This window comes from Roseibium sp. (assembly GCF_965232425.1).
Lineage (GTDB): Bacteria > Pseudomonadota > Alphaproteobacteria > Rhizobiales > Stappiaceae > Roseibium.
This window is the reverse complement of the sequence record NZ_OZ246971.1, coordinates 2306772-2328478: the sequence shown is the minus strand read 5'-3', so window position 1 is coordinate 2328478 and position 21707 is coordinate 2306772. Positions and strand designations below refer to the sequence as shown.

Annotated in this window: 19 protein-coding genes; 12 read left to right on the top strand and 7 right to left on the bottom strand. The window is 61.9% G+C overall.

Annotated elements, in window-relative coordinates; all coding sequences use genetic code 11:
- Positions 1 to 4 precede the first annotated feature (4 nt).
- The 3 genes from ACO08A_RS10545 to polA all read left to right on the top strand — a co-directional run bounded on the left by ACO08A_RS10545 (position 5) and on the right by polA (position 5277).
- Positions 5 to 526: an FxsA family protein gene (locus ACO08A_RS10545; RefSeq protein WP_422041039.1), complete on the top strand. Its 522-nt coding sequence runs from the start codon at positions 5 to 7 to the stop codon at positions 524 to 526.
- 134 nt (positions 527 to 660) lie between these two features.
- The gene (locus ACO08A_RS10540) at positions 661 to 1692 is read left to right on the top strand and encodes an acyltransferase family protein (protein ID WP_422041038.1); all 1032 of its coding nucleotides are present in this window, start codon (positions 661 to 663) and stop codon (positions 1690 to 1692) included.
- 609 nt (positions 1693 to 2301) lie between these two features.
- On the top strand, positions 2302 to 5277 hold the full coding sequence (gene polA, locus ACO08A_RS10535) for a DNA polymerase I (protein WP_422041037.1): 2976 nt from the start codon (positions 2302 to 2304) through the stop codon (positions 5275 to 5277).
- A gap of 424 nt (positions 5278 to 5701) precedes the next feature.
- Here the strand turns inward: polA and ACO08A_RS10530 are convergent, their stop codons facing one another.
- Complete coding sequence (locus tag ACO08A_RS10530) at positions 5702 to 6523, bottom strand: cyclase family protein (protein ID WP_422041036.1); 822 nt, start codon at positions 6521 to 6523, stop codon at positions 5702 to 5704.
- Positions 6524 to 6863: 340 nt separating this feature from the next.
- Between ACO08A_RS10530 and ACO08A_RS10525 the strand changes: the two genes are divergently transcribed.
- Positions 6864 to 7094, top strand: a complete 231-nt coding sequence (locus ACO08A_RS10525) for a hypothetical protein (RefSeq protein ID WP_421980510.1) — start codon at positions 6864 to 6866, stop codon at positions 7092 to 7094.
- Positions 7095 to 7199: 105 nt separating this feature from the next.
- On the opposite strand, the gene ACO08A_RS10520 is transcribed toward ACO08A_RS10525, so the two are convergent.
- Positions 7200 to 7463 (bottom strand): hypothetical protein, encoded by a 264-nt coding sequence (locus tag ACO08A_RS10520; protein WP_422041035.1) that lies wholly within the window; start codon positions 7461 to 7463, stop codon positions 7200 to 7202.
- 304 nt (positions 7464 to 7767) lie between these two features.
- Here ACO08A_RS10520 and ACO08A_RS10515 point away from each other — a divergent pair, with 304 nt between their 5' ends.
- From ACO08A_RS10515 to ACO08A_RS10495, 5 genes are all read left to right on the top strand, one after another.
- Positions 7768 to 9294 (top strand): YifB family Mg chelatase-like AAA ATPase, encoded by a 1527-nt coding sequence (locus ACO08A_RS10515; protein ID WP_422041034.1) that lies wholly within the window; start codon positions 7768 to 7770, stop codon positions 9292 to 9294.
- 100 nt (positions 9295 to 9394) lie between these two features.
- Positions 9395 to 9712 (top strand): heavy metal-binding domain-containing protein, encoded by a 318-nt coding sequence (locus tag ACO08A_RS10510; RefSeq protein ID WP_306145884.1) that lies wholly within the window; start codon positions 9395 to 9397, stop codon positions 9710 to 9712.
- A gap of 8 nt (positions 9713 to 9720) precedes the next feature.
- Positions 9721 to 10314, top strand: coding sequence for a GNAT family N-acetyltransferase (locus ACO08A_RS10505; protein WP_422041033.1), 594 nt, complete (start codon positions 9721 to 9723; stop codon positions 10312 to 10314).
- 116 nt (positions 10315 to 10430) lie between these two features.
- Complete coding sequence (locus ACO08A_RS10500; RefSeq protein WP_422041032.1) at positions 10431 to 12179, top strand: sigma-54-dependent Fis family transcriptional regulator; 1749 nt, start codon at positions 10431 to 10433, stop codon at positions 12177 to 12179.
- Positions 12180 to 12334: 155 nt separating this feature from the next.
- Positions 12335 to 14134 carry an NAD(P)/FAD-dependent oxidoreductase gene (locus tag ACO08A_RS10495; RefSeq protein ID WP_422041031.1) on the top strand — a complete coding sequence of 600 codons (1800 nt, stop codon included), beginning with the start codon at positions 12335 to 12337 and terminating at the stop codon, positions 14132 to 14134.
- A gap of 96 nt (positions 14135 to 14230) precedes the next feature.
- Here ACO08A_RS10495 and cysK read toward each other — a convergent pair whose 3' ends face one another.
- The 3 genes from cysK to dut all read right to left on the bottom strand — a co-directional run bounded on the left by cysK (position 14231) and on the right by dut (position 16426).
- A complete protein-coding gene (gene cysK / locus ACO08A_RS10490) occupies positions 14231 to 15190 on the bottom strand; it encodes a cysteine synthase A (protein WP_422041030.1) in 960 nt (319 codons plus the stop codon).
- 111 nt (positions 15191 to 15301) lie between these two features.
- Positions 15302 to 15961, bottom strand: coding sequence for an HAD family hydrolase (locus ACO08A_RS10485; protein ID WP_422041029.1), 660 nt, complete (start codon positions 15959 to 15961; stop codon positions 15302 to 15304).
- Between the two features lie 15 nt (positions 15962 to 15976).
- Positions 15977 to 16426 carry a dUTP diphosphatase gene (dut, locus tag ACO08A_RS10480; RefSeq protein WP_422041028.1) on the bottom strand — a complete coding sequence of 150 codons (450 nt, stop codon included), beginning with the start codon at positions 16424 to 16426 and terminating at the stop codon, positions 15977 to 15979.
- 173 nt (positions 16427 to 16599) lie between these two features.
- On the opposite strand from dut, the gene ACO08A_RS10475 reads away from it, so the two are divergent.
- From ACO08A_RS10475 to ACO08A_RS10465, 3 genes are all read left to right on the top strand, one after another.
- On the top strand, positions 16600 to 17019 hold the full coding sequence (locus ACO08A_RS10475; RefSeq protein ID WP_422041027.1) for a hypothetical protein: 420 nt from the start codon (positions 16600 to 16602) through the stop codon (positions 17017 to 17019).
- Between the two features lie 20 nt (positions 17020 to 17039).
- Positions 17040 to 17621, top strand: a complete 582-nt coding sequence (locus ACO08A_RS10470; RefSeq protein ID WP_319384916.1) for an OmpA family protein — start codon at positions 17040 to 17042, stop codon at positions 17619 to 17621.
- A gap of 161 nt (positions 17622 to 17782) precedes the next feature.
- Positions 17783 to 18571: a DODA-type extradiol aromatic ring-opening family dioxygenase gene (locus ACO08A_RS10465; RefSeq protein ID WP_422041026.1), complete on the top strand. Its 789-nt coding sequence runs from the start codon at positions 17783 to 17785 to the stop codon at positions 18569 to 18571.
- Between the two features lie 513 nt (positions 18572 to 19084).
- Here the strand turns inward: ACO08A_RS10465 and coaBC are convergent.
- Positions 19085 to 20308: a bifunctional phosphopantothenoylcysteine decarboxylase/phosphopantothenate--cysteine ligase CoaBC gene (gene coaBC / locus ACO08A_RS10460; RefSeq protein ID WP_422041025.1), complete on the bottom strand. Its 1224-nt coding sequence runs from the start codon at positions 20306 to 20308 to the stop codon at positions 19085 to 19087.
- A gap of 30 nt (positions 20309 to 20338) precedes the next feature.
- Complete coding sequence (locus ACO08A_RS10455) at positions 20339 to 21562, bottom strand: penicillin-binding protein activator (RefSeq protein ID WP_422041024.1); 1224 nt, start codon at positions 21560 to 21562, stop codon at positions 20339 to 20341.
- Between the last annotated feature and the right edge of the window lie 145 nt (positions 21563 to 21707).

The window sequence follows — 21707 nt, the reverse complement described above, 5'->3', positions numbered from 1 at the left end:
TCCCGTGGGACTTTATATCATTGCCGCGCTCATTTTGCTGCCCCTGATTGAAATTGCGGTTTTCATCTGGGTCGGCGGACTGATCGGCGTGCTGCCGACCATTCTCCTGACGGTGATAACGGCCATGGCAGGCACGATCATGCTGCGCCAACAGGGTCTGTCGCTGCTCATGCGCATGCAGAGCGAGCTGGATGCCGGGCGCGCACCGGGCAACGAGGTGATGCAGGGCGCGATGATCGTTTTGGCGAGCATTCTCCTGCTGATTCCCGGGTTCGTGACCGATGCGATCGGACTTCTCCTTTTCATTCCGCCCGTCCGCTCGGCACTGGCAAACTTCATTGTGTCCCGGTCGAACGTGGTGATCGTGCAGGGCGGTGCGGCTCAGGGCCGGCGCGACGAGCATGTTGTCGACCTTGACCAGGGCGACTGGTCGGAGAAGGAAGAGCCCGGCTCTGACGCAACGTCCGGCAGCGGCCAGCCGAAAATCAGCCCGTGGCGCGAGGGACCGGACGACGCAAAGTCCTGACGCGGAAACGCCCGGGTGACTAAAAGCCGGGTCACTAAAACGTGACACAGGCTGTATGCGTAATATTTACCAGTTGAGGTTACGTCTGACCTTCTGTTTGCGGTGAAAACCGCCTGGAACGGAAGGTGCAAACCATGAGATCCGCGCGCGTCGACTGGGTCGATACGGCCAAGGGCATCTGCATCATCTTCGTCGTGATGATGCATTCGGTACTCGGCGTGGAAGCCGCCGCCGGCGAAAACGGCTGGATGCACGCCGTCGTCGCCTTTGCGGCTCCGTTCCGCATGCCTGACTTCTTCCTGATATCGGGTCTCTTCCTTGCCAACGTGATCACGCGCGACTGGAAACTCTATCTCGACCGCAAGGTCGTCCACTTCGCTTACTTCTACGTGCTCTGGATGACGATCCAGTTTGCCGTAAAGGCACCGGTTTTCGTGGGCGATATGGGCACGGCGGGAGCGCTGGAATTTTATTTTCTGAGCTTCGTGCAGCCCTTTGGAACCCTGTGGTTCATCTACATGCTGCCGGTCTTCTTCGTCGTCTGCAAACTCGCGCATGACTATCGCGTGCCCTGGCAGCTGATGCTTGGCATTGGTGCGCTCCTGCAGATTGCGCCGATCCATACCGGTCTGCTGCTGGTCGATGAATTCGCCTCCCGCTTCGTCTATTTCTACGCGGGATACATCTTCGCGCCGCAGATCTTCCAGCTGGCCGACTGGGCGCGCGAGCGCATCGGCGTGAGCGCCGCCTATCTCATCGGCTGGGGCGTCGTGAATGGCGGCCTGGTCTATCTGGGCTGGGCGCACCTTCCGCTGATTGCGCTTGCGCTGGGCGCGGCCGGTGCCGGCGCCATCATCCTGACCAGTGCGTTGATCGTGAAGATGGGCCGCCTGACCTTCCTGCGCCATTTCGGCGAGAATTCCATCGTCATCTACCTCGCGTTCTTTTTCCCGATGGGCGTGACCCGCGTCATCCTCCTGAAGCTCGGCATCCTTGATATCGGCACGGCTTCGCTTCTCGTTACCATCATCGCCTGCGTCAGCCCGATGATCCTCTACTGGATGATCCGCAAGACAAATCTCGGCTGGTTCCTGTTCAAGCGCCCTGAATGGGCCTATCTCGGCGGCACCTTCGGCCGGAAGCGCGCACCGCAAGCGGCGGAGTGAGCGGGGTTCTCAGTCCTTTTCGAAGTCTGCCGACTGGAACTTCCGAACGTACCAACGCCCGGCATAGAAAAACGAAACAGCCATTGTGAGCAGGAAACCGGGGAGCAAAAAGTCTTTCAACGAGACGGCATAGCCATCGACGATTATCGATTTGAATACGACCATGCCGGGCATGAAAGAGAAAAACGCCGCAAAAAGGAGAACCGAAGCAACGCGCCTGGAGAATTTGCTCAAGGGCGCTGCTGACGTGATTGTCTTCGCGAGCGCAAGGCAGGACGCGGGCAGGATGCAATAGAGCAGAAACTTGTGGTCGAGCTCAGGATTCAAGGTCCAAGGCTCGGGCGTAACGACGGAGTAATAGACAAACACCATAAACGCGACGAAAGGGAAGGAGCCGAAAAAAAACTTGAGAAATTTCCGCAACGTAGGCCCTTGGCGTCTTCAGTTTGAAAGGTTCAAGTCCTGAGTAACGGTCTGACCGTCTCATAGTTTGCATACTTTCACCAGATCCGCCTCTCCTTCGGGTACTTTTAGTATCGGTAATTTGAGGCTGGGCGATGTCGGCTTGCATAGCGTATTTTTCCCTTTCCTCAGAAAGCGCGTGCGGGCATGATCCGCGCCATGTCGACGCAAGATTCTGCCCCCGCCCTCACCGCTGACGACCATCTCATCCTGGTCGACGGTTCCACCTTCATCTTTCGCGCCTATCACGCGCTGCCGCCGCTGACACGCAAGCCCGACGGCCTGCCGGTCGGCGCGGTCTCGGGCTTCTGCAACATGCTCTGGAAGCTGCTGCAGGAGGGACTGACGCCGGAAGAAGGCGACGAGCCGACCCACTTCGCGGTGATTTTCGACCATTCGTCGAAGACGTTCCGCAATTCCATCTACCCCGAATACAAGGCGAACCGGCCGGAGCCGCCGGAAGACCTGGTGCCGCAATTCGGGCTGATCCGCGAGGCGACCCGCGCCTTTTCCGTGCCCTGCGTGGAACAGGAAGGCTTCGAGGCCGATGACCTGATCGCGACCTATGCCCGCCAGGCCGCCGACATGGGGGCCCAGGTGACCATCGTCTCCGGCGACAAGGACCTGATGCAGCTGATCGGTCCGAAGGTCGGCATGATCGACACGATGAAGAACAAGGTCTTCGGCGAGCCGGAGGTCTTCGAGAAATTCGGCGTCGGGCCGGACAAGGTCATCGAGGTGCAGTCGCTTGCCGGTGACAGCGTCGACAATGTTCCGGGCGTTCCTGGTATCGGACTGAAAACGGCGGCGCTCCTGATCAACGAATTCGGCGATCTGGAGACACTGCTGGCCGGTGCGCACACGATCAAGCAGAACAAGCGCCGGGAAAACCTGATCGAATTCGCCGACCAGGCGCGGGTTTCCAGGGAGCTGGTGACGCTGAAGCAGGACGTGCCGGTCGAGGTGCCGGTTGCGCATCTGACGGTCACCGATGTCGACGGTCCCAAGGCGGTCGGATTTCTGAAGGCCATGGGTTTCAGCACGCTGACCAAGCGGGTCGCAGAGGAAACCGGGGCCGATCTCGCCAATGTCGAACCGGCCGATTTCCAGGTTCCCGGCTGGGACGTTCCCGACCAGAAGGGCCGCATGGTCGAGCGCGAGGAAGCAGGCACTGCCGGCGCGGCCGCTGCAGGCGACGCGACCGGTCCGGACGGCATGATGGTGCCGCAGACGGTCGCCGATGCGCGCGCGGAAACCGTGAAGGCAATCCCGATCGATTCCAGCACCTATGAAACCGTTACGACCGTCGAACGGCTGCAGGAATGGTGCGACGCCGCCTTCGAGACGGGCTATGTCGCCTTCGACACCGAGACCACGTCCCTCGATGCCATGCAGGCGGAACTTGTCGGCCTGTCGCTGTCCTGCGAACCGGGCAAGGCCTGCTACGTGCCGCTTGCCCATGTCGACGGCGAGGGCGATCTTCTGGGCGGCGGCGGCCTGCTGCCTGACCAGATCCCGCTGAAGGAGGCGCTTGAGGTCCTGAAGCCGATGCTGGAGGACAGGTCTGTTCTCAAGATCGCGCAGAACCTCAAGTACGACTGGCTGGTGATGACCCGCTACGGCATCGATATCAGCCCCTGGGACGACACCATGCAGCTGTCCTACACAGTCGACGCCGGCAAGGGCGGCAACGGCATGGACGAGCTCTCAGAACGCTGGCTCGGTCACAAGCCGATCCCGTTCAAGGAGGTCTGCGGCTCCGGCAAGTCCATGATCACCTTCGACAAGGTGCCGATCGACAAGGCGACCGCCTATGCGGCGGAAGACGCGGACGTGACCCTGCGTCTCTGGATGATCCTGAAGCCGCGCCTTGCCAGCGACCGCATGGCGACCGTCTACGAAATGCTGGAACGCCCGATGGTGCCCGTTCTGGCGCGCATGGAAAAGCGCGGCATTTCTGTTGACCGGCAGATGCTGTCGCGGCTGTCCGGCGATTTTGCGCAGGGCATGGCCGGGCTGGAATCGGAGATCTACGAACTTGCGGGCGAAAATTTCAACATCGGCTCGCCCAAGCAGTTGGGCGACATTCTCTTCGGCAAGATGGGGCTGCCCGGCGGCAAGAAAACCAAGACCGGTGCCTGGTCGACCTCGGCGCAGGTGCTGGAGGATCTGGCCGCCGAAGGCCACGAACTGCCGTCCAAGATCGTTGCCTGGCGTCAGCTCTCCAAGCTGAAATCCACCTACTCCGATGCCTTGCCCGGCTACATCAACCCGGAAACGGGTCGCGTGCACACGTCCTACGCGCTGGCGGCGACCACGACGGGCCGCCTGTCCTCTTCCGAGCCGAACCTGCAAAATATCCCGGTAAGGACGGAAGCCGGCCGCAAGATTCGCCAGGCTTTCATCTCGACCAAGGGGCACAAGCTCGTTTCCGCCGACTACAGCCAGATCGAATTGCGCGTGCTGGCGCATATCGCCGACATTCCGCAGCTGAAAAAGGCGTTCGAGGACGGGCTCGACATTCACGCCATGACCGCAAGCGAAATGTTCGGAACGCCGATCGAAGGCATGGATCCGATGGTGCGCCGTCAGGCCAAGGCGATCAATTTCGGCATCATCTACGGCATTTCCGCCTTTGGTCTCGCCAACCAGCTCGGCATCTCACGCGGCGAGGCCGGGGACTATATCAAGACCTATTTCGAGCGCTTCCCCGGCATTCGCGACTACATGGAAGCCACCAAGAAGCAGGTGCACGCGGACGGGTACGTGAACACCATCTTCGGCCGCAAGGCGCATTATCCTGAGGTGAACACCAAGAACCCGAACATGCGCTCCTTCTACGAGCGCGCGGCCATCAACGCACCGATCCAGGGTTCCGCCGCCGACATTCTGCGCCGCGCCATGGTGCGCATGGAAGACCGGTTGGCGGATGCCAGGCTCGACGCGCAGATGCTGCTGCAGGTGCATGACGAACTGATCTTCGAGGTTCCCGACGCCCAAGTCGATGACACCCTGCCGGTCATCCGGGACGTCATGGAAAACGCCTGCGAACCGGTGCTGAAGCTGTCCGTCCCCCTGAAAGTCGACGCCCGCGCGGCCGACAACTGGGATGAGGCGCACTAGTTCAGTTGCTTCGGTTTTAAGCGTTGTCCCAAAGGATTGTCATCCCGGCCAAGCGGAGCGCGAGCCGGGATCGGGGAGCCACCGGTTTCTTTGGCGATGGAAATGCAGCGGCTCTCCGGTCCCGGATCTCCGCTGCACTTGTCCGGAATGACGAACAGGGGGTGGTGACCGCCACCTGACCTCATCCTGAGGAGCGCATTCGCGCGTCTCAAAGGATGGGCGACTCACGCCTGCGCCCGCCGCCGATCCTTCGAGACGGACCTTTGGTTCTCCTCAGGATGAGGGGGTTTGTGGAAACCGGCATCCTGCGTCACCTCCACCGGAGGCATCCCGGATGACACTGCGCGAACCGCATCAAAGCAAAACAATCTCGGGTCCCGGGCCACGCCCTGGACGACACGGCGGTGAAACCGCCAAAAGGGACCTAAACCATCGCCATCACCCGCGACGGTCCGCCCGTGCCGCCCCGGAATTTCGGAGCGCCGACGATCAGCGTTGCGCCGCTTGCCGGGAGCGCGTCGAGATTGGCGATGCATTCAATGCCCCAGCGGTTGCTGGGCAGCCAGGCATAGTGCACGGCGAAATCAGGCGACGGGCCGAAGTCGAGCGACAGCGTGTCCACCGCAAGTCCGACCACGTTCGCCTCGTCCATCAGCATCTGCGCGGCTTCGATGTGGAAGCCGGGGAAATGCATCACGCCGTTCTCGTCGGCATTGCGGAACTTGTCCGTCGGAACCTGAACGCCCCACCCGGAATTCATGGCGACACAGGCACCGTCCGGAATGTCCCCGTTAGCCGAAATCCACGCCTTGAGGTCGTCCGGGGTCACCTGGGCATCCGCGTTTTCGGTCGCCTTGGCCTTGATGTCGATGATGCAGAGCGGAGCAACGAGGTTTTCGACCGGTATTTCCGCGACGGACTGGCCATCTTCGGAAAAATGCAAGGGCGCATCCATGTGGGTACCGGTATGCTCATTGTAGGTGAGGTTGAAGAGGTTGTAGCCGTCCTTGGCGAAATCAACGAGCTTTTCCTTGAAGAACTGCTGCTCTCCCCCGAACGTCGGGAAGGTCTCGTAAAGCTCGTGGGTCATGTCGGTGATCTTGGAAGGCGTTTGCGCCATCGCGGGCATGGCGCCCGTCGCTGCGGCTGTTGCGGCAAGCCCGGCGCCGACGGCCGTCGCCTTGAAGAAATCCCGCCGTGACAGCATGCGGTTCTTGACCGAATTGATGACGCATAGATCGCACATGGCATGTCCTTCCCGTTGTTTACCAAGGGGAATGCTGCCTTTCGCCCGGGGAAAATGCGAGTCAAAAATTGTTAATGTCCGGTTCACCGGCGGACTTGATGCGAGCGGACCCTCAATGAACGTGCCGCTGTGTTTCGCTTGGCGGAGATCGGGCGGGCGGGAGGTGCCGGGTCAAGGCGCGCGCTTCGCCAGGTCCCGGGTTCGGTGCGGTGCACCAACACAGGCACAACACCCTTTTCTGATCCTGTGCGGCTGCGGAGCCGCATAGTTCTGGTTTTTATTGCAGTCGGCAGGCATTATAGTGCGGTGCTTAGATAAGAAAATCCGAAGTGGTGTACCCATGATCGTTTCAAATGCGACGAACGATGAACTTCAGATCGACACCGAGCTTTGCAGGGCAATGTTCGAAAAAGATCCTGACAGGATGATCGAGCTGGTTTCGGAATGGCTCGAAACCAACGGCCTGTCCGTGAGCGAAACCTTTGAGATGCCTGCATATCTCGACAAGGTTCTGGCAGGCGCAGACGGATATTCGGGTTCGGGGCGCACCTTCCGCATCTACGCGTCCTGAAGCAACAGACACTTGCGGTCCGGACGTCTCCGGCCGCAGGAGATGAATGCCGCCGACGACGGGCGGACGCAGCGTGGCGCCATGGCGGACATTCTGAACCGACCCTCAGATCGCGATATCGTTGTAGGGATCGTCGCCTTCCAGCGCTTCGACACCAAAATCTGACCAATCATCATCCTCGAGAAGGTCAAAGTCGTCAGACCCGTCATCCCCGAAATCGAGATCGACTTGATCGAGAACATCACGGAGATCGTCGCTCAGGGTGTCCATGATGGCGTCAACGTCACCGAACCGGTGGGCTGACAGGCCCATGTCGTCCGTGTCGGTGTCGAATGATACGTTTACAGTGTGATCGTTGAAGTACGGCATGTCATTTCCTCCTGTTGAGCGGGTTGCGCTGAAACAGAAATGGGGCCTGCCGGCGAAATTCGGTGTGACGGGTGTCACCTGTTGACTGCCCTTGCGTCAAAACCCGACGCTTTTGTGCGCCGGGTCACACTTGACAGGCGCGCAACGCGCATGAACGGCCTCGCTGGGGACAGGAACGCTGCCACCCTTTTCGTGCGTAGTCCGGGCACAGGCGAAGCAGGGATCCGGGCGTTCCATATTTGTTCTTGAACTGCTGCAATTATTGTGTTTCCTTCCCAATACACCTTTAGGTAGAGGAGGGGGCATGGTCAGCCGGGTCACGACGGTCGCCTTTCAGGGGATCGAGGCTGTTCCCGTCGACGTGCAGGTTCACGTCGGTCCGGGCATGGTCGCCTTCAACGTCGTCGGTTTGCCGGACAAGGCTGTCGCGGAAAGCCGAGAACGTGTCCGCGCGGCACTCTCTGCGTCCGGTCTGGCGCTTCCGGCCAAACGCGTCACTGTCAATCTGGCTCCCGCCGACCTGCCCAAGGAAGGCTCCCACTACGATTTGCCCATCGCGCTGGGCGTGATGGCGGCGATCGGCGCGATCCCGGGAGAATTTCTGGACGGATATGCCGTGCTCGGCGAACTGGGTCTCGACGGAACGCTCGCCCCCGTGGCCGGTGTTCTTCCGGCAGCGATGGGCGCAAACGGGCTCGGCAAGGGGTTGATCTGTCCCGAGGCCAGTGGCGGCGAGGCCGCCTGGGCCGATGCGGACATGGACATTCTCGCCCCGCGCTCCCTGATACAGCTCGCTAATCACTTCAAGGGCACACAGGTCCTGTCGCGCCCGGCGGCGAAACTGCACGGCAACGCCGGGAACCTGCCCGACCTGGCCGAGGTCAAGGGACAGGAAAGCGCGCGCCGTGCCCTGGAGGTCGCCGCCGCCGGCGGTCACAACCTGCTCATGACCGGTCCGCCCGGATCGGGCAAGTCCATGCTCGCAAGCCGCCTGCCGTCCATCCTGCCGCCGCTGACACCCCGCGAGTTGCTGGAGGTGTCCATGATCGCCTCGCTTGCCGGGGAACTGGCGGAAGGAAAACTCACCGACAAGCGGCCGTTCCGGTCGCCGCACCATTCCGCGTCGATGGCGGCACTCATCGGCGGGGGCCTCCGGGCAAAACCCGGCGAGGTATCGCTCGCCCATAACGGTGTCCTGTTTCTCGACGAACTGCCCGAATTCAACCCGCAGGTGCTCGACAGCCTGCGCCAGCCCCTGGAAACGGGTGAAGCGGTGATTGCCCGGGCCAACCATCGGGTCACCTATCCCGCCCGCATTCAATTGATCGCCGCCATGAACCCGTGCCGCTGTGGCAATGCTGGCGAACCGGGCCACGTCTGCCGCCGCGGAGAGCGGTGTGCCGCCGAGTACCAGGCTCGCGTCTCCGGACCCTTTCTGGACCGAATCGACCTCCGGATAGACGTGCCGGCCGTGACTGCGGCCGACCTGATCGGCCCGGCCGAGGCCGAACCGTCCGAAAGCGTCGCCGCGCGGGTTGCCGAGGCGCGCCGGATCCAGGAACGGCGGTTCTTCGATCTCGGCGTGATCTGCCGGACAAACGCCCAGGCGCCCGCGTCGGTGGTCGAAACCATGACGCAGCCCGACGAATTGGGCCTGGCCTTCCTGCGCGATGCCGCCGAAAAGCTTCAGCTGAGCGCCCGCGGATACCACCGGGTGCTCAAGCTGGCCCGGACCCTGGCGGATCTGGATGGCAAGGACAGGGTCTCCCGCATCCACCTTGCAGAGGCGTTGAGTTATCGCGGACGCGACCTGTCGCGGCAGGCGGCCTAGGGTAAGTTTCGTTATTCCGGCACCGCAGGCGAGAATCCGATTGCAGACGAGGCCGAATGGCCCCATGTCTCAGCGTGTCATCAATGGAGGGAGACAGCACATGCTGGTCACGACGACGAATACCATTCAGGGCAAGGATCTCGACTACAGGGGACTGGTGACGGGCGAGGCCATACTCGGCGCGAACCTTTTCAAGGATCTGTTTGCCGGTATTCGCGACATTGTCGGAGGCCGGTCGGGCGCCTACGAGGAAGAGCTCGCCAAGGCCCGCAAGATCGCCGTCGATGAAATGTGCCAGCAGGCCCAGGCAATGGGTGCGAACGCCGTCATCGGCGTCGACCTCGACTACGAGACGGTCGGACAGAACGGGTCCATGCTGATGGTCAGTGCGACCGGCACGGCCGTCTGGATCCGCTAGTCAGCGGCATGTCTTCTGAATTCAGGGTTCAGCCCGGTTTCCCGGATGACCAGCGGCCGGTTGCGGCCGCGCTTTTCTGGTCCGCCTTCCGGGGCAAGCTGGAGAAGGTCATGAACCCGGAGACCAAGGCGCTGACCTTTCTCGAGGATGCGCTGGATCCCGCCTTTTCCTTTGGCGCGGTCTCCCGCAACGGCTCCCTCCTCGGCCTCGCCGGCTTCAAGACCCGCGAAGGTGCTTTCATTCGCGGAACGCTCTCGCAGATGATTGCCGTCTATGGCCGCTTCGGCGGCCTCTGGCGCGGATTGCTGCTGGACCTTTTGGAACGCGAGACGGAGCCCGACTCCCTTTTGATGGACGGGATATTCGTCAGCGAGGCGGCCCGCGGCAAGGGGGTCGGCACCGCGCTCTTGCAGGCGATCTTCCGCAAGGCCGCCGAGGACGGTCTGCACCGCGTCCGCCTCGATGTCATCGACCGGAATGTCCGGGCCCGCGCCCTCTACGAGCGCATGGGGTTCATTCCCGTTTCCGAGGCACAGATGGGGCCCTTCAGGCATGTCTTCGGATTTTCCTCCGCGACGCGCATGGAAAGACCAATCCCGTAGAGCCGCGCCGAAAGGACAGTTACCGCGGCTGCAATCATGAGACCGGCACCTTCGCACATGTTGTGCGTCCGCCCCTTGTCGCGCTATCGTGGCGCGCAATGCCAAGGGAGGATGGCATGCGCGACGTCGAACATGTCAGCGAAATCGACCGGGTCCTGAAGGGACAGGAGACCGGCAGGGATGAGCTTGTCTCCGAAAGCTGGCGGCGCTGTGTGCAGACCTACGGCATGGATCCGACGCGGCCGGAAGGGCCGCATGTCGTCACCGAACAGCAGCTCAAGGAGCACCAGGAACAGTCCGAACGCCTGATCGCAACGGCGCGATCCGGCCTGCAAACCCTGTTCAAACAGGTCGCCGGGCACAACTACGTTCTGCTTCTGGCGGACGCGAAGGGCATCAGTGTCGACTTCTTCGGCGATCTCCGCTTCGAGGAAGAGCTGCGCCGCGCAGGTCTTTATCTCGGCTCCGACTGGTCAGAGGATCTCGCGGGCACCTGCGGCGTCGGCTCCTGCATCGTGACTGGCGAAGCGGTCACCATTCACCAGGGCGATCATTTCGGCCTGTCACACACCCCTCTTTCCTGCACCGCCGCGCCGATTTTCGATACCAGCGGCAAGCTTGCCGCCGTGCTGGATATCTCGCTGTTGCGCTCACCCAGCCCGAAATCGAGCCAGAACCTGGCGATGAACCTTGTGAAGGCATCCGCCCGCCGCGTGGAAATGGCCAACCTCATGGCGATGACGCGTCGAGAGTGGGTGTTGCGGTTTTCGACATCATCGGAATTTCTGGAGGTTGATCCCGAAGCCGCTGTGGCGCTCGATGAAAGCGGTCACATCACCGGCATGACCCGCGGCGCTCTGGAGTTTCTTTCGCCTGGCGGAACGGCCGATCTCATCGGCACCCGCATCGACATGCACATGGATCTGGAAATCGACGACCTGCCGGAATTCATGCGCGGCCGCCCGACGGAGGAAAGGGTGCTCAGACTGCGCGATGGCCGCGGGCTTTACGGCCACGCAATCGCGCCGCAGACATCCCGTGTTTCGCGGCCGCACGCGATCGGAGCCCTGTCCGGCCCCTTGCGCAGTTTTTGCGGTCCCGATCCGGCCCTGATCCAGCTGGCCGGGAAGGTGGAGAAACTGGCCGCGACCCAGGTGCCGCTCCTGCTTTCCGGCGAAACCGGGACAGGCAAGGAGACACTGGCCAGGGCCGTCCATGTCCTCGGCCCGGCCAATCGCTCCTTTCACACGCTCTGCTGCTCGGATCTGCGCAAGGAAAAGGTCGATGCGATCGCAGACGGAGCGGCAGGGACGCTTTTTCTGCGCGGCATCGAACGTCTGGACGATGATGGCCAGTCCGTCCTACTGGCACTTCTGGAAGCGCGCAGCGACCTGCGTGTGGTTGCCACCGCGCGCCAGGATGACGTCACCGCCGACAGTCTCAAGGCGATCCGGCCCGAACTCTACTTCCGGCTCGCCGGTGCGGTGATTTCCGTTCCGCCGGTCAGGCACCGCAAGGATTTCGACTGGCTCACGGATCGCCTCTTGCGGCGCTCACCAAAGGATTTCCGGCTCTCGCCCGCCGCCCGCGCAGAACTCAACAGCCGCCATTGGCCCGGGAACATCCGGGAACTCTCGACAACGCTCGAGGTGGCGATGGCGCTGGCGGACGGCTCCGTGATCGATCTGCCGGACCTGCCGCCGCCGGCCATGTCGGAGCAGACCGCAGCCGATCCAGTCGACGACCTCGAGGCCCTGCTGGAAGCCTGCAACGGCAACATGTCGCTGGTCGCTCGGCGGCTGGGCGTAAACCGCTCCACGGTGCTGCGCCGGATGCGCAAGGCCGGGCTCGTCCGCCCGAACTGAGCGCCCCTCGCCGATCTTTCCGTGTTGCGTCTTGTTGCGCGCGCAACATCAAAACGCTTTTGTGACACGTCCTCGGCCAAACTGCCAAGTCCGCCATGGCGCAAGCCCTCCCGGCTCTGCAATTCTTCTCCCCATGAATGAACGGGAGGAACGAAATGCTAGACACACCATTGGTTCACCAGACCGAAACCTTTCTCAAAACCTTCGGCGATGCGTTGGCGGCCGGCGATGTCGAGGCCGCGGTCAATCTTTTCCAGGATGACTGCTACTGGCGCGATCTCGTGGCCTTCACCTGGAACCTGAAGACCGTCGAGGGCAAGGACCAGGTGCGCGACATGCTCACCAGCCAGCTCGGTGCAGTCGGCCCAAGCAACTGGACGCTTGCGGAAGGTGAAGTTCCGACCGAGGAAGGCGGTGTGATCACCGCATGGATCCAGTTCGAGACGAAACTGGCGCGCTGTTTCGGTCTTATCCGCCTGAAGGACGACAAGATCTGGACGTTGCTGACAACCATGGTGGAGCTCAAGGGCCACGAGGAACCGAAGGGCTTCCAGCGGCCGCTCGGCGCAAAACACGGCGCCGGCAAGCATCGCACCACCTGGAAGGAGGAACGCGAGAGGGAAGATGCGGAGCTGGGTTACAGCAAGCAGCCCTATTGCGTGATCATCGGCGGTGGCCAGGGCGGCATCGCGCTCGGCGCGCGTCTTCGGCAGCTCGGGGTTCCGACCATCATCGTGGAAAAGAATGACCGCCCCGGCGACAGCTGGCGCAATCGCTACAAGTCCCTCTGCCTCCACGATCCGGTCTGGTACGACCATCTGCCTTATATAAAATTCCCGGAAAACTGGCCGATCTTCAGCCCGAAGGACAAGATTGGCGACTGGCTTGAAATGTACACCAAGGTCATGGAGCTGAATTACTGGACCCGCTCCGTTGCCAAGTCCGCCAGCTATGACGAGGCGACCGGTGAGTGGACGATTGTCGTCGACCGGGACGGCGAGGAAGTCGTCCTGCGTCCGAAGCAGCTGGTGATGGCGACCGGCATGTCCGGCAAGGCGAATGTGCCTGCGTTTCCGGGCATGGACAAATTCCGGGGCGACCAGCACCATTCCTCGAAGCATCCGGGTCCGGATGCCTATCGCGGCAAGAAGGCGGTTGTCGTTGGGTCCAACAATTCCGCCCACGACATCTGCGCTGCGCTCTGGGAGAACGACGTCGATGTCACCATGGTCCAGCGCTCATCGACCCATATCGTGAAGTCCGACACGCTGATGGATGTCGGGCTCGGTGCCCTTTACTCCGAAGAGGCGGTCCGGGCGGGCATGACCACGGAAAAGGCCGATCTCATCTTTGCCTCGCTGCCCTACCGCATTCTTCATCAGTTCCAGATCCCTGCTTACGCGGAGATGAAGAAACGCGATGCGGACTTCTATGACGGGCTCGAAAAGGCGGGCTTCTGGCTTGACTGGGGCGACGACGACAGCGGCCTCTTCATGAAATACCTGCGCCGCGGCTCCGGATACTACATCGATATCGGAGCGAGCCAGCTCATCATCGACGGTGAAATCAAGCTGAAACGCGGTCAGGTGACCGAGGTTGTCGAGGACGGTGTCGTTCTGGACGACGGCAGTAAGCTGGAAGCGGACGTCATCGTCTATGCGACCGGCTATGGCTCGATGAACGGCTGGGTGGCCGACCTGATGGGCCAGGAGATGGCCGATCGGGTCGGCAAGGTGTGGGGCCTCGGGTCCGACACGACCAAGGATCCGGGTCCCTGGGAAGGCGAACAGCGCAACATGTGGAAACCGACCCAGCAGCAGGCGCTGTGGTTCCACGGCGGCAACCTGCACCAGTCACGGCACTATTCGCAGTTCCTGTCGCTTCAGCTGAAAGCGCGCATGGAAGGCCTCGACACACCGGTCTACGGGCTCCAGGAAGTCTATCACCTGTCGTGACGCTTATTCGTATGTGCCGGCAAAGTTCGGCACGTAGACTTGAAAACGAGGGCAACGCCCCTCGTTTTCTTCATTGAGAGCAGGTGTTTTGGAGCTTCAAAGCCCCTCGAACAGCGCTGTCGACAGGTACCGTTCCGCGAAAGACGGGATGATGACGACAATGGTCTTGCCGTCCATGTCCGCACCCTGGCCGATCCTGATCGCGGCGGTCAACGCCGCGCCGGAGGAAATGCCGACGGGGATTCCTTCAGTCCTTGCGACTTCGCGCGCCATGGCAAAGGCATCCTCGTTGGAAACGGTCTGGACGTCGTCATAGGCGCCGGTATCGAGCACGCCGGGCACGAACCCGGCGCCTATGCCCTGGATCTTGTGCGGACCGGGCTCTCCGCCCGAGAGGATCGGGCTGTCGGCGGGTTCGACTGCAACGACACGCAAGTCCGGCTTGCGCGCCTTCAGCACGTCCGACACGCCGGTGATCGTGCCTCCTGTACCGATGCCGGAAACGAAGACGTCGATCTTGCCGTCCGTGTCGTTCCAGATTTCTTCCGCGGTGGTGTTGCGGTGGATGTCGGGATTGGCCGGATTGTTGAACTGTTGCGGCATCACGGCTCCGTCGATCTCGCCGAGCAGTTCCTGCGCGCGTGCGATCGCGCCCTTCATCCCGAGCGCGCCGTCGGTAAGTTCCAGTTCGGCACCCAGTATGCGGAGCATTTTCCGCCGTTCCACCGACATGGTTTCGGGCATGACGAGGATCAGCCGGTAACCCTTGGCGGCGGCCACGAAGGCGAGTGCGATGCCGGTATTGCCGGAGGTTGGCTCAATCAGCGTCGACCTCTCCGGCGCAATGTGCCCGTCCCGTTCCATCGCCTCGATCATGGCAACGCCGATCCGGTCCTTGACGCTGGCGATCGGGTTGAAGAATTCCAGCTTGGCAAGAAGGGTTCCCTTGACATCATGCGCCTGTGCCAACCGGTCCAGCCGCACGATCGGTGTATCCCCGATCGTGTCGGTGATCGAGGCATAGATCTTTCCGCGCCCGTGCGTTTTTCTGGTCATGGCGGCCCTCCCTTGCCAGACTTTTCGCTGTCCTTTCCTCCGTCCTATTCGCTTTTCTGCAATCGGTCATCCCAAAATATTGGCGTGGCCAGTTGCACCGAGGCGGGCACGTCAGGCCTCGCCGAAGAGCAGACCCGGGAGCTGATCCATGCGCTCGATGAGAATGGCACCGGCGGTCTTGAGCGCATCGCGGTCGCAGACAGGGTCATCGACATAGGCGAAGACCCGCATGCCGGCAGCCCGTGCCGCCTTGACGCCGGGCAGGCTGTCCTCGATCACGACACAGTCTTCCGGGCGATGACCCATGGACTTTGCCGCGAGCAGGAACACATCCGGGGCGGGTTTGCCCCTTTCGCAATCCTGCGAGGAATAGAGCCTGTCCTTCAGCCGCGGCAGCAGACCGGCGCTGCCGAGCGTTGAATGCATCTTTTCGTATTTTCCGGACGAACCGACGCAGTAGGGAATGCCGCGTTCATCGAGCAGGTCCATGACATCGGCAACGCCCGGTATTTGCGTAACACCGGCCTTGAAGCTTTCGATGTCGCGGGCGCGGAGCTTCTCGAGCCAATCGGAGGGCAGCTTTCTGCCAAGCTCGCGTTCGACAATCTCCTGCACCGCTTCGAGCGTCCGGCCCATGAACCGTTTCTGGCAGTCTTCACCGGTGATCTGAAAACCGCAGTCGGTTAGAAGCGCCGCCAGTGTCCGGTTCGTCAGGCGTTCGGTATCCACCAGGACGCCGTCACAATCAAAGATCACAAGTTTTGGGGTCATGTCATGGCCTATCCGTCACGCACGTCCGGTCGACCCGAAGCCGCCCGCACCGCGCTGGGTTTCCGAAAGCGTCTCGACCTCGGTAATGACGGCCTGAAGCACCGGTGCGATCACCATCTGCGCGATCCGTTCGCCGCGGACGATCTCGAAAGGCGTATCGCCGAGGTTGATCAGGATGACCTTTACCTCGCCCCGGTAATCCGCATCGATCGTTCCGGGCGTGTTCAAAACGGTAACGCCATGCTTGACGGCGAGGCCGGAGCGCGGCCGGACCTGCGCTTCAAAGCCTGCCGGCAGTGCCATCGCAAGCCCGGTCGGAACCAGGGCTCGTTCGCCCGGCGCCAGATGAAGCGGCGAGTCGACCGCCGCGACCAGGTCGAGGCCGGCTGCAAGGTCCGACTGGTAGGCGGGCAACGGCAGGCCCTTGGCGTGGTCGAGCTGTTTCAGTTCCAGTGTCACTTGCATCTTCGGGATCCTTGTTCGCGCTGCCTGGCAGGGACGATATTCGATGTGACTTGTCAAGATTCGCAATGGCTGGATTTACGACTCAATATTTTTGGCTAACGTCTTGAAGTTTAGACGATGTCCTGAAACACTTTGACCCATCGTAATGTTGCCAAGGTTGGGAGATTTGCAACATGAGACGTATGATTTTTGCGTTCGCCACAGGTGTCCTGCTTGTGTCCACACCGGCGGCTTTCGCCCAGACGGTCGGCTTCGCTGAAGCCATCAAGATCCTCTCGGCGAGCTGTGGCGACGACATCAACAAGTACTGCAAATCCGCCACGCTTGCCAATAATGGCATCGGCCAGTGCCTGGACCAGAACCAGGCCAAGGTGTCCCAGAAGTGCAATGCGGACCGTGCCGTTGTCGCCACCCTCATCCAGGAACGTCTTGCCGCGCAGGCAGCGGCTCCGAAGATATGCCAGCGCGATGCCGCGCAACGCTGCAAGGGCGTCAAGCCGGGGGCCGGTCACATCCTGCGCTGCCTCTTGAAGGCGCAGCGTTCCGTGAGCAACAAGTGCAACACCGCCATTGATTTGGCTGGCTACCGTTAAGCGCATCCGGGAGATAATTCATGAAAAAGTTCCTTTTCGCCGGTCTCTCGGCCGCTTTTCTTGCCGTCTGCGTCTCAGGCGCCAGCGCCCAGACCCAACTCAACCGCAACGAAATCATCAATTCGCTGCAGGGTGCCCAGCAGAAGGTCGATGTCAGTGCCGACGAGTTGCAGAAGGCCGCGTTCGAGAACATCCAGAAATATCCGGGTGCAAACTCGCCGGGCAATCTGCCGCTCTGGGACAAGCTTGCCTCGCTGCGCCAGTTCAATGTCGAAATCACGTTCGACATCAATTCCGCGCGCATCCGGCCCGAATCCTACGAGACCATCGGCCTGATCGCCGACGCGTTGCACACGCCTTACCTGCAGGGCCAGACCTTCTTTGTCGTCGGTCACACCAGTGCCGACGGGCCGCGTGACTTCAATCTCGAATTGTCCATCAAACGGGCCAAATCGGTCCGTGACGCGCTCGTGACGACATTCCGGGTCCCGGGCGAATATCTTGAAGCCGTCGGACTTGGAGAAGAGCAGCTGCGCGATCCGTCCAAGCCGGATGCGGGCATCAACCGCCGGGTCCAGCTGATCAACGTCGGCTATCGCTGAGCGCGACTAATCTGAAAAGGCCGTTCCCGCCCCGGTGGGAACGGTTTTTTGATTGTTCCCGAATCTGGAACAGCCCTTCTCCGAAAACTGACCTTCTGTCCGGGCTGAACCCGCTTATGTTCAGCAGAGCCAGAGTTCCAGTTGTCCAATGGAGAGCCCTTATGTCCGAAACGCAACGCACCATTCCACCGGTCTTCTTCGCGCATGGAGCGCCGACGCTGGCAGTTGAGGACACCGCGGCAAACCGGTTTCTGAAGTCCTTTGCGCAAAACGGCATTGAACCCAGATCGATCCTCATCCTGTCCGCGCACTGGGAAACCGACGGGCTGAAGCTCTCCGCACCCGGACCATTGCGCACCTACCACGATTTCCGCGGCTTTCCGAAAGAGCTCTACGAGATTTCCTATCCTGCCATTGCCGACGAAGACGATGTCGACGAGACGGCGCAGCTCCTGGAAGAGGCCGGCTACGATGTCGAGCTCGACAGTGAATGGGGGCTGGATCACGGTGCCTGGGTGCCGCTGTCGCTCGCCTTCCCGGCCGCCAGAATTCCCGTCACGGCGCTCTCGCTTCCCAATGGCAGCACACCTGAGAGCATCTACCGGCTCGGCAGGGCGGTGGCGCCGCTTCGCGAAAAGGGCGTCCTGATTGCCGGCTCCGGCAGCACGACGCACAATCTGCGCGATATCAGGCCGCAGGGCTCGAACGCACCGGATTGGGCCGAAAACTTCGACCACTGGCTGGATGAAGGCCTGAAGGCCGGCTCGATCGATTATTTCAAGGATCTGGATGCCGCCCCGGACTTCCGGCGCAATCATCCGACCGAAGAACATCTTCTGCCGCTGTTTTTCCCCTTCGGCGCTGCCGGTGCACAGGCAAGTGTCGAGCGTCTGCACCGGAGCTACGAATACGGCTCCATCAGCATGAGCTATTTCCGCTTCGCCGCTTGAGGCGTTGCTGATCGCGAACCTTCGTTTCGGTCAACAACTTGCCTGACAGGCAGAACTCCGGAACGAGCCAGATACCATGGCTGACCTTGTTGGTCGCGCAATGGCTTGACGAATAAGGTCCAGCTTGCCGAAGCGTACAAGCAGGAATGAGGCTTTCGTTTTTCCTTCGTCATCCCGGTCGAGCATCGCGAGATCCGGGATCGGTGAGGCACGGCCCTGGCGGGTTTTCGGTGTTCTCCCGGCACACCGCGGCTCCCCGGCCCCGGGTCTCACTGCGTTCGCCCGGGGTGACAATGGCAGGGGCGGTTCCCGAATTCGAGATCCCGGCCTCTCTCTGCCTCATCTCTTCCGGCGTCATGCCATGGCGTGACCATGGCATCCATGCCGCTACGTTTCCGGTCGCACGGCCTCTCTGGGCTGAGAGGCAAGGGAACGGATTGCCGGATCAAGTCCGGCAATGACTGAAGGGGAAGAGTGCGCTGCCCAATTCCCCGTCTTGATTGTCGATCTCCGTCAGTCGCCGATTTGCTGCACGGCGCGGGCGATGATCCGCTGGGCGACGTCGGACTTGTTCATTTCGGGCCAGTCCTCGACACCGGACCGGCTGACAAGGCGGACGGTGTTGGCGTCGCCGCCCATGATGCCCGTCTCGGGGCTGACATCGTTGGCGACGATCCAGTCGGCGTTCTTGCGCTCCAGCTTGGCGCGCGCGTTGTCGATCAGGTTCTGCGTCTCGGCGGCAAAACCGATCAAGAGCTGCGGGCGCAGGTTCTGGTGGTGTCCGATCGTTGCCAGGATGTCAGGGTTCTCCACCAGCGCCAGTGCGGGCGGCTGGCCGCTTCCGTCCTTCTTGATCTTCTGGGCTCCTTCCGAAGCCACACGCCAGTCCGCGACCGCGGCGGCCATGATGGCGATATCCGCCGGCAGATTGGCTTCAACGGCCTTGAGCATCTCCGCCGCCGTTTCGACGTGCACCGTCTCGATATTGGCCGGGTCGGGCAGCTCGACCGGCCCGGACACGAGCGTGACGCGTGCGCCTGCAGCGAACGCGGCGCGCGCGAGCGCATGGCCCTGCTTGCCCGATGAGCGGTTGGCGATATAGCGGACCGGATCGATCGGCTCATGTGTCGGCCCGGACGTGATCAGCACGTGTTTCCCGGCGAGCGGAAGGCCGGAGTGACGCATATCATGATCTCGAAGAACCGCTTCGGCGGCGGCAACGATTTCCAGAGGTTCGCTCATCCGGCCAATACCGGCCTCGCCTTTTTCCGCCATCTCGCCGCTTGCCGGACCGACAAACCGGATGCCGCGCTCTTCCAGTTTGGCCGCATTGCGCAAGGTCGCCGGGTTCTGCCACATCTTCGGGTTCATCGCCGGGGCGGCCAGCACCGGTTTGTCCGTTGCCAGCAGCACCGCGGCGGCCAGGTCATCGGCAATGCCATGCACTGTCTTGGCCATGAGATTGGCGGTCATCGGGGCAATCAGGATCAGGTCGTGGTCACGGGCAAGGCGGATGTGCCCGACATCGTGCTCGGCTGCCCGGTCGAAGAGATCGGTAAAAACCTGTTCCGCCGACAGCGCACCGACGGCGAGCGGCGTCACGAACTCGCGGGCGCCGTCCGTCATGATCGGGATCACGCGCGCACCGCGCTCCTTCAGCCGCCGGATCAGGTCGAGCGACTTGTAAGCGGCAATGCCGCCGCTGATGATCAGGACAATGGCTTTGCCGTTCAACATCAATGCACTCCTCCCGAAGGGGCAGGTGTATCAGAATCCCGTGCGGAAATCCCGTGGCGCAGGTGACACCACTTCGGTTCCGCGGCCCGTGATCTGGTAAACGGCGAGGCCGCGTTCGTTGAGACCGTTGTTCCTGAAGCGGAACAGGCCGTCAATGCCGATGAAGCCGTCCCGGTTGGTAAGGATGCTCTGTTGAAAACGCTGCGGACCGGCGGAGCGGATCAGGCCCGCGGCGAGGGTCACGCCATCATAGACAAGGCTTGCATTGCGCGGCGGGGGTGTCCCGTAGGTGCCCTGGTAGCGCTGCGCGAAGCCCTGGAAGCCCTTGTCTTCCGGTCCCGCGAACCAGGCGCCGGCGAGCGAGGGACTGTTCTTGAGCTGCGCGGAATCCCATTGACCGGAGCCGAGCAGCTTGATGGTGCCGAAATTTGCACCCTGGCTGGAAAGCGACTGCACGACCAGCGGCGGCACGTTGCCGCCCGCCGGAACGAACAGCGCATCTATGCTGTTGATGACGGATTTGAGCGCGGCTGTCTTTGCCACCAGGTCAGACGTGTCCGAACCGGATGCCTTGTAACGCTGGATGGTTGCGATCCTGCCGCCGCCGCGGCCGACTTCCTGCCGGAAGGCGGCTTCGACGACCGCACCGTAACTATCCTCCGGGATCAGTGCCGCGAAGGAGCGTCTCTGCTGGCTATTGGCGTAACCGATGATCCGCTTGACGTCGGTTTCGGGCAGGAAGCTCAGCAGATAAACCCCCCGCGCGGCCACCGATGTGTCCGTCGAAAAGGCAATGACCGGAACGCCCGCGGCGCGTGCGGCCGCGGCTGCGCCCGAGACGGCAGGCGCAAACACCGGTCCGAGGATCAATTCGGCACCTTCCGATATCGCGGCCTGAGCGGCGGCGCGACCGCCTTCGGACGATCCGCCGGTGTCCTTCACCAGCAGCTGGACGTCCGCGTTCGGGAAGTTCTGAAGGGCAAGCGCCGCAGAGTTCTTGAAAACGGTTCCGATAGAGGCGTTGCCGCCGGTGCTTCCAAGTGGCAGAAGCAACCCGACGCGCACGCTGCCGGTTCCGATCACTTCCCCTGTTGTCTGCGGTTGCGCGGTTGGCTGAACCTGATCCCCGGGAAGCGATCCGAGCGAAGATCCGAGGCACCCCGTAAGCGCAAAGGCGCTGCTGCAGACCAGAGCCGTTTTCAGGAACTGGCGCCGCTGTTGCTGTCCGGTTTTGCCCCGCATTGCACTTGCCATTGTTATTTTTCCACTATCGGGAAGACTTACGGATTCGCCGGGAGAATGTCCAGTTTTAGCGGCTTTTCGGTGGCATTGCTGCCCGATGAACAGTGGATTTACCTTGCAACGGCGCTCTGCTGCGGTTAGCGCAGAGCACGGAATG

Coding starts and splice junctions, on each gene's coding strand:
- ACO08A_RS10510 (WP_306145884.1), top strand. CDS start 9,395: ATGCTGGTCACGACGACGAATACCATTCAGGGCAAGGATCTCGACTAC.
- ACO08A_RS10475 (WP_422041027.1), top strand. CDS start 16,600: ATGAGACGTATGATTTTTGCGTTCGCCACAGGTGTCCTGCTTGTGTCC.
- ACO08A_RS10485 (WP_422041029.1), bottom strand. CDS start 15,961: ATGACCCCAAAACTTGTGATCTTTGATTGTGACGGCGTCCTGGTGGAT.
- dut (WP_422041028.1), bottom strand. CDS start 16,426: ATGCAAGTGACACTGGAACTGAAACAGCTCGACCACGCCAAGGGCCTG.
- ACO08A_RS10465 (WP_422041026.1), top strand. CDS start 17,783: ATGTCCGAAACGCAACGCACCATTCCACCGGTCTTCTTCGCGCATGGA.
- cysK (WP_422041030.1), bottom strand. CDS start 15,190: ATGACCAGAAAAACGCACGGGCGCGGAAAGATCTATGCCTCGATCACC.
- ACO08A_RS10505 (WP_422041033.1), top strand. CDS start 9,721: ATGTCTTCTGAATTCAGGGTTCAGCCCGGTTTCCCGGATGACCAGCGG.
- ACO08A_RS10540 (WP_422041038.1), top strand. CDS start 661: ATGAGATCCGCGCGCGTCGACTGGGTCGATACGGCCAAGGGCATCTGC.
- ACO08A_RS10470 (WP_319384916.1), top strand. CDS start 17,040: ATGAAAAAGTTCCTTTTCGCCGGTCTCTCGGCCGCTTTTCTTGCCGTC.
- ACO08A_RS10495 (WP_422041031.1), top strand. CDS start 12,335: ATGCTAGACACACCATTGGTTCACCAGACCGAAACCTTTCTCAAAACC.
- polA (WP_422041037.1), top strand. CDS start 2,302: ATGATCCGCGCCATGTCGACGCAAGATTCTGCCCCCGCCCTCACCGCT.
- ACO08A_RS10525 (WP_421980510.1), top strand. CDS start 6,864: ATGATCGTTTCAAATGCGACGAACGATGAACTTCAGATCGACACCGAG.
- coaBC (WP_422041025.1), bottom strand. CDS start 20,308: ATGTTGAACGGCAAAGCCATTGTCCTGATCATCAGCGGCGGCATTGCC.
- ACO08A_RS10530 (WP_422041036.1), bottom strand. CDS start 6,523: ATGTGCGATCTATGCGTCATCAATTCGGTCAAGAACCGCATGCTGTCA.
- ACO08A_RS10455 (WP_422041024.1), bottom strand. CDS start 21,562: ATGGCAAGTGCAATGCGGGGCAAAACCGGACAGCAACAGCGGCGCCAG.
- ACO08A_RS10520 (WP_422041035.1), bottom strand. CDS start 7,463: ATGCCGTACTTCAACGATCACACTGTAAACGTATCATTCGACACCGAC.
- ACO08A_RS10515 (WP_422041034.1), top strand. CDS start 7,768: ATGGTCAGCCGGGTCACGACGGTCGCCTTTCAGGGGATCGAGGCTGTT.
- ACO08A_RS10500 (WP_422041032.1), top strand. CDS start 10,431: ATGCGCGACGTCGAACATGTCAGCGAAATCGACCGGGTCCTGAAGGGA.